4 protein-coding genes and 1 pseudogene are annotated in these 6,941 nt (G+C 65.5%); 3 read left to right on the forward strand and 2 right to left on the reverse strand.

Annotated elements, in window-relative coordinates:
* Positions 1 to 436 (reverse strand): hypothetical protein (locus tag ACZ5GP_RS33685; RefSeq protein ID WP_468754473.1); only part of this gene is annotated, 436 nt, incomplete at its 3' end.
* Between the two features lie 492 nt (positions 437 to 928).
* A pseudogene (locus tag ACZ5GP_RS33690) lies at positions 929 to 1,510 on the reverse strand (transposase family protein); the annotation flags it as partial.
* Positions 1,511 to 2,718: 1,208 nt separating this feature from the next.
* On the opposite strand from ACZ5GP_RS33690, the gene ACZ5GP_RS33695 reads away from it, so the two are divergent.
* The 3 genes from ACZ5GP_RS33695 (at position 2,719) to ACZ5GP_RS33705 (ending at position 6,686) form a co-directional block, all read left to right on the forward strand.
* Positions 2,719 to 3,564 carry an oxidoreductase gene (locus tag ACZ5GP_RS33695; protein WP_468754474.1) on the forward strand — a complete coding sequence of 282 codons (846 nt, stop codon included), beginning with the start codon at positions 2,719 to 2,721 and terminating at the stop codon, positions 3,562 to 3,564.
* A gap of 125 nt (positions 3,565 to 3,689) precedes the next feature.
* Entirely contained in the window at positions 3,690 to 5,429 is a 1,740-nt protein-coding gene (locus tag ACZ5GP_RS33700; protein ID WP_468754475.1) for a flavin monoamine oxidase family protein, read from the forward strand.
* 45 nt (positions 5,430 to 5,474) lie between these two features.
* Positions 5,475 to 6,686 carry a metal-dependent hydrolase family protein gene (locus ACZ5GP_RS33705; protein ID WP_468754476.1) on the forward strand — a complete coding sequence of 404 codons (1,212 nt, stop codon included), beginning with the start codon at positions 5,475 to 5,477 and terminating at the stop codon, positions 6,684 to 6,686.
* The last annotated feature ends 255 nt before the right edge of the window (positions 6,687 to 6,941 follow it).

The following is a 6,941-nucleotide window of genomic DNA, read 5'->3' on the forward strand; positions in this document are numbered from 1 at the left end:
GCTCGCCATCCGCGAGATGAATCCGCACCCACCGCCTGCCCGACAGGAACCAGAACTGACTCCGCTGATCCGGCACCGGAACAACCGCATCAACCTGCTCGAATCCCGCCAGACTCGGCCAGTCGTCGAACGACCCCGGCCCACCGACCACCGTGTCCTTGTGCGGCTCGCCATCCGCGAGATGAATCCGCACCCACCGCCTGCCCGACAGGAACCAGAACTGACTCCGCTGATCCGGCACCGGAACAACCGCATCAACCCGCTCGAATCCCGCCAGACTCGGCCAGTCGTCGAACGACCCCGGCCCACCGACCACCGTGTCCTCATGCGGCTCGCCATCCGCGAGATGAATCCGCACCCACCGCCTGCCCGACAGGAACCAGAACTGACTCCGCTGATCCGGCACCGGAACAACCGTGCTTATTTCGACTGCCATCACTGTTCTCCTTTCACGGCAACAGACTCGGTTACTCGTATAGGCTCCGCACCACATGTGGTGCGGCCCTGCGGCGGCAACACCACGTAGAAAAACTCCCAACTACACAAGCTGAGAACCGGATGTGAAGTGCAGCAGCACCGCTAGAGAGGCAGAAGTTGCGCCACTGACATCCGGAAAACAACAGGCCGAGACGGAGTGAGTGTCCAGAGAGCGATCATTTGACTCGACGGATCAGTTACTCCCATCGAAGGTTCCCGTCGGGAGGGTTCAGCGCAGTAAGCCGACCGTCAGCAAGCTCCTGACGACATCATGGCCATCGCCCAGCGAATGTCCACCCCCTTTTCACCAATACGGGACCCCACACGCCCGAGTTCAGGCCATCATCCGGATCGCCTCTCTTCTCTCTTCCCTCTCTCCCACCACTGCTGCAATTCTCGGCTCGACCAACCGCCGCTTCGAAGGAGCCATGAGCGCGATCAGCGAGGTCTTTCAGCGTTGCCTCTCCAGGGTGAGGACCGCGGCGGCAATGTCTGCCATGCGGTTCGGTCTGCAGCGGCTTTGGCGGAAGATCCGCCAGGACTCCAGGCGGGCTACGCCTCGTTCAACAGGAGCGCGGGCTTGGGCGAGTACCCGTTTCAGCGTCCGTTCGGTCGGTGGCAGTTCGCCGCTGGGCGGGCTGGACGGCGGTGGTTTCCCAGGAGTCGGCACAGATTTAGGCGCGGTCGGCGATGATCGGGACGCCCTGGCGTTCGCAGAATCGGATGATGCGGTGGGTACGTGCGGCGGTCAGATCGCGAGTGCGGCCCGGCAATACCGGCGAGACAGAAGCCGGCCTTCGGGATCGGTAACGACCTGCACGTTCACGCCCTGGCGCCGGCGCTTGTGGGAGTAGTCGGCGTGTCCGTCGCCCAGAGGGTCGCCCTCGCTGAGGGTGCCGTCCAGGAGCACGTAGTCCGGCTCGTGTTCGCGCAGGATCTTGAGTAGGCCCGGTGCCCGGTCGGCGAGGAGCCGCAGAACAGCGGTGGTGTAGGCATGGGCGGTGTCTACGGATATGACGAAGCCGGCGGCGATCGATTATGGGCACCAGGGTCATCACCCGATCGGCGGCCACGCTGAAAAGGCTCAGTGGTTGACCCCAGCCCGGATGTCGTATCCCTGCGCTGATACGGCCGTTCCCTGCCGCCGATGTGACCCGGTCCGGCCACCATTGAGCCGGTCGTGGCCTCTTGAAGGACGGCCCGCGGCCCGGGACGCTTGAGCTTCCCGGGCTCGAGAATCAGCAGATCCTGATATCACATTCGAGCATCACGCAGATCACGTCGAGGTCTTCCAACTTGAGGGAGACCGGCTGACCGGATCACAGGCCAGACACCTGGCCGGCCGAGATCACCAATCCGTGCTCGGCCGGGCTCCGCTGGAGTTCGGACGCTTTCAAGATGCCTTTGTTCGGGGGGCAGCCGCAGGTTTCACTTCATTCCATCAGTCCTTCCGGCCGCTTCGCGGCCCGCTGCTGCCCGGGCACCCAGACGTCCTCGCCCCGGGCCTGCTGGACGTAGTGCACCGCATCGTGGTGGTGATCCAGGAATGATCGAGGGCCTCCTGGATCCCAAGCAGATCAAAACCCCCGAGTTAGAGCTCGGCACGCAGAAGTGTCGCAGGGTTTGCGGCGCGAGGTGTCGGACCATTCGGGCAGATCACCTTTGCCGCAGCGGCCAGACCGTTGCGTAACGCGTCGTCGCCGACACGGCGCGAGCCGGCGCGCAGCAGCAGGATGAGTCAGCGTCCGTTCTCCCAGAAGAGTCACCACCCCCTGGCTGTATATTGCAGTGCTCGGCGAGTGTGCCCGCCGAATCTTCATACTCGTGTGGCACAAGTTCTTGCTCAGCGTCAATGTGGCGGATGATAGGTGGAATCTCGGTCAAGTCAAATATTAGTGCACTGATCAGTGCACGAGGGGGCAGAGATATAGTGTCCGTTTCTTCTTTCAGGGCACTGGCTACCACCTGACCTGCCGACAGGAACTCTTATGCAGATCCTTCGGGTAGCTTCGGTGGAAATGGGCCACCACCTCACGCCCCGTCACGGAACGTGACGGGGCGTGAGGTTCGGTCGCTGCAAAAATTTCACCTACCCCCGTAGCGGAACCTAACGGGAGTGTCCAATATGAATTCCCATACTCGACCAATAATATCCTCCTGACGAGGAGATAACGAATCATTCATTGTTCGCTTGATTAGAAGATTCGATATCGTAAAAATGGCAGATCTGGAAGAGGGATCATGGAAAGCGTTCAGGACCCACCTGTCTGGTTCGTGACAGGTTGTTCGACGGGATTCGGCCGAAGCATCGCCGCCTATGTGTTGGAAAAGGGATTCCGCGTGGTGGTCACCGCCCGCAGGACCGGGCAGGTCAGGGACCTCAGTGATCACGACAACGCATTCGCCGTGGCCCTGGATGTCACTGACGAGGGCAGCGTGGCGGATGCAGTGGGGCGGGCGGAGGAGCACTTCGGCCGGATCGACGTCGTAGTCAACAACGCGGGCATCGGCCATTTCGCCGCGGTTGAGGAGACGTCCCCGCAAATCGTCCAGCGTCTCTTCGATGTCAACTTCCATGGTGTCTCCCGTGTCATTCACGCGGTCCTGCCGAGGATGCGTGCCCAGCGCTCGGGCGTGATCGTGAACATGACCTCGATGGGCGGCCTGGTGGGACATCCGGCCGTCGGCTACTACTGCGCCACCAAATTCGCGGTCGAGGGTCTGTCGGAGAGCCTGCGGCACGAGGTTGAGCCCCTGGGCATCAAGGTCATGGCGGTTGAGCCGTCTGCGTTTCGTACCAACTGGGCCAGTTCCGCACAGGAAACGCAGGATCCGATCGCGGACTACGTCCAGACCGCTGGCGCCGCCCGCCGCGCTTACCGCGACTCCGTCGGCAAGCAAGCCGGAGACCCCGACCGCGCGGCCCACGCCCTGTTCAGGGCCGTCACCGCTCCCGAACCGCCCCACCACCTGCTGCTCGGTGCGGAGGCCTATGACGTGGCCACCACCCAGCTCCAAGCCCGCGCCGAGAATCTCCAGGCCTGGGAGGACGTGACCCGCAGCGCTGACTTCCCCACGAACGCGTAACGTCCCGCGCGAGCCGGAAGCCGCCCGCGATGTTCGGAAGCGCCCCGGAGTGCGGCACGCCCATGTCGAAGCGTGTGCTCTTTTCACACCATCGGTTGCTGACCGGATGAGAAGTGGTGACGTATATGGCGGACGAACCCACCCCTGCCTGTGACCTGCAGGTGGATTTTCCCTTCGATTACGCTGCCTACTTGTCGGGGAACCGGCGGATCGGACGCCTTCCCGAGGCTACATGCGGCGCACCCGTAGCGGTCGTAGGAGCCGGCGGCAGTGGCCTGTCCGCCGCGTACGAACTGATGCGTGCGGGATGCCGCCCGGTGCTGTTCGAAGCAGAGACCAGCGCCGAGGGCCCGGGAGGACGCCGCCTCGGCGGCCGGATGTACTCACATCGCGTCGATGACGCGGACAGCGCTGCCGCGGAGTTGGGATGCATGCGCTTCCCGGACTCCTCGAAGCTGCTGCGCCAGTACGCGCGCAACTTCGGACTGCATTGGCAGCCCTCCCGGGACAACTACGCGGCTGCCACCCCGATGACGGTCCTGAACATGGACGGTGTGAGCCACGAAACTCAGACTCTCGCCGATGTCGATCCGGGCAACCGACAGTTCCGCCAGGCCCGCCTCCGCTGGCTGCGGGCCGTGGACGGCCTGGGCCTCCCCCAGTTGCTCCGGGAAGCCGCCGACCGCGATCTTCCCGCCATACGCCGCCGTTGGGGCGCTCTGATGGCCGAGTTCGAGCAGTGGACCTTTTACCGGTTCCTGCGGGACGAGCATGGGGCGGGGCTGAGCCACGCACAGGCTCGCCTCCTGGGCACCGCGGGGATCGGGCCGGGCATGTGGGACTCCTTCTTCGACTTGAGCATGCTGGAAGTCCTCCGCATGCTGATGGTGACCCAGGGCGCCACCCACTACTTCCCGCTGGAAGGCATCAGCGCCCTGGCCGAGGGTTTTTGGACCCACCGGACCACCGACCCCACCGGACGGCCCGTCAGTCTCGAGGAGATGAACGCAGGTGTCCTGCGTCCGGAAGTGACCGCGCTGGACATCGAGGAGGATGCGCAACGGGGTGTCGTGGTCCACAGCGCCGACGCTAGGAGCGAACGCTTCGCGGCCGTCATCTTCACTCCGCAACTGCACATGCTGGAAACGACGGTGGAGGTCCGCTCCACTACACCCGGAGGAACCGCTTTCGGCCCGAGGCTGCTGCGCGCCATCCGGCGGCTGAACTACTGGCCGGCGTCCAAGACGCTGCTGGTGACACGGGAACCGTTCTGGGAGGGCACCTCCCTTGACGGGGTGACCATCACCGACCGCCTGCCGCGTGCCACGTACACCACCGACTACGGGCCCGCCAGGCGTGCCGGTGGCCGCAGGGGTGTCATCGACCTCAGCTACACCTGGGGGCAGGATGCCATGAAGATATCGGCGTCCGGCACCGAAGAGCGCGTGCGCCTGTTCGTGAGGGAACTCGCCGCCATCCACCCCGAAGCGGCCGAGGAACTGCGCCGGCAGGCCCAGGACGGCGTGGCCCTCACCATCTCCTGGGAGAACCAGCGCAACTTCCGGGGAATGTGCCGCCTGTCGCGCCCCGGTGACTACCCCTACCAGCGTGACTTGTTCTCCCACTTCATGAAGGACTTCACCGGCCGTACCGCGGTGCCGGGTGAACCGCGCAACGCCCTGTTCCTGGCCGGTGACGATACCGCCTGGTCACCGGGCTGGCTCGACCACGCCCTGGCGTCAGGCATCAACGCGGCCTGGGGGGTGCTCAAGCTCCTCGGCGGCGGCTCGGATCCCGGGAACCCTGGACCGGGTGACCTGTGGGACCACCCCGACTACACCCTGTTGTCCACTTCCACTGACTGACGTCCGTCCGGCCTCGATGGGAGGCCCGGAGTATGGGGGCAAGCTGTGCCCGAACGCATCCTCGTGACAGCGGCGCGCTGGTGGGACGGAACGAGCGACGCCGCGCAGCCGGGGGCCCGAATTCTCGTGTGCGACGGACGAATCGAGAAGGTCGGCCGCGACGCCGCGGCAAGCCGGGGCGTCCCCGTGCTCGATCTCGGTGAGCGCACCATTCTGCCCGGTCTCATCGACTGCCACGTGCACCTCTCCGAGGTAGCGGACACAGACCTCACCGACGCCCTCAGCATGCGGACCCTCACCGCCCTCGCTCCCCTGCGTGAGCTGTTGGACGCCGGCTTCACCACCGTCCGCGATCTGGGCGGCGCCTCGCAGGAACCGCTGGCAGTCCACTTGCGCGACGCCATCGCGGCAGGCTCCATCCCCGGCCCCCGACTGCTTGTTGCACCCCATCTGATTTCCGCCAGCGCCGGGCACGGTGACCGCACCTCCCCTGCAGTGGGTGCCACGACACTCGGGGCGGTAGCCGACGGAGTCGACGAAGTGATCCGTCATGTGCGCAACGACGCTCGGCACCGCGCGGACTGGATCAAGTTCGCCGCCACCGGCGGGCTGACCAGTCCGAATGACGCACCCGACCGCCCCACCTACACGCAGGCCGAACTCGACGCCCTGGTCGGGGTCGCCACCGACCTGGGGTTGCCCTGCGCCGCCCATGCCTTCTCCGACGAAGGGATCAGGCGCGCAGTCAGCGCCGGCGTACGCTCCGTGGAACACGCCTGCCTGGCCACTCCGGACGTCCTGGAGCTGCTGGCCCGCTCCGGCGTCTATCTCGTGCCCACGATGCACGTGGTCAACATCTTCCTCGAACACCTCGACAACGATGACTTCTGGCACGACAAGGTGCCGGAATCCCGGGAAAAGCTCGCCCGCAATGCCGACACCCTGCGCCTACACGGCCAGCGTGTCAGCGCCTGCACGGCCCGCGTCGCCTTCGGCACCGATGCCGGGATGTTCCCTCACGCGGACAACTGGCGCGAGTTCCCCGCCATGACCAGCGCCGGCCTCACTGCCCACCGGGCCCTTACCTCCGCCACCAGCATCGCCGCCGACCTGCTCCACCGACCGGACCTGGGTCGCATCGCCACAGGTGCCACCGCCGACCTCATCGCCGTCCCTTCCAACCCTTTCCAGGACATCGAGACCCTTCACCACGTGGACTTCGTCATGCGCACCGGACACATCCACCGTGAACCATGAGGCCACCGTCTGCAAGTGCTCCTCCGCCTCCTGCGACCCCCGACGTTCGCCCCAGCCGGCTTACACCCGACCAGGAGCCGACGGGAGGGCGGAAACCGAGCCGAAGCCAGGGCGAGCGGCGTGGGGGGGGGGGGGGGGGGGGGGGGGGGGGGGGGGGGGGTTGGCGAGAGCGCAACAAAAAAGAAAAACACAAAAAAAACATCCCCCCCCCCCCAGCAACAAACCCGACACAAACCCCCCCCCCCCCCCCCCCCC

The sequence above is a fragment of the Streptomyces sp. NPDC031466 genome (genome assembly GCF_055581265.1).

Coding starts and splice junctions, on each gene's coding strand:
- ACZ5GP_RS33695 (WP_468754474.1), top strand. CDS start 2,719: ATGGAAAGCGTTCAGGACCCACCTGTCTGGTTCGTGACAGGTTGTTCG.
- ACZ5GP_RS33700 (WP_468754475.1), top strand. CDS start 3,690: ATGGCGGACGAACCCACCCCTGCCTGTGACCTGCAGGTGGATTTTCCC.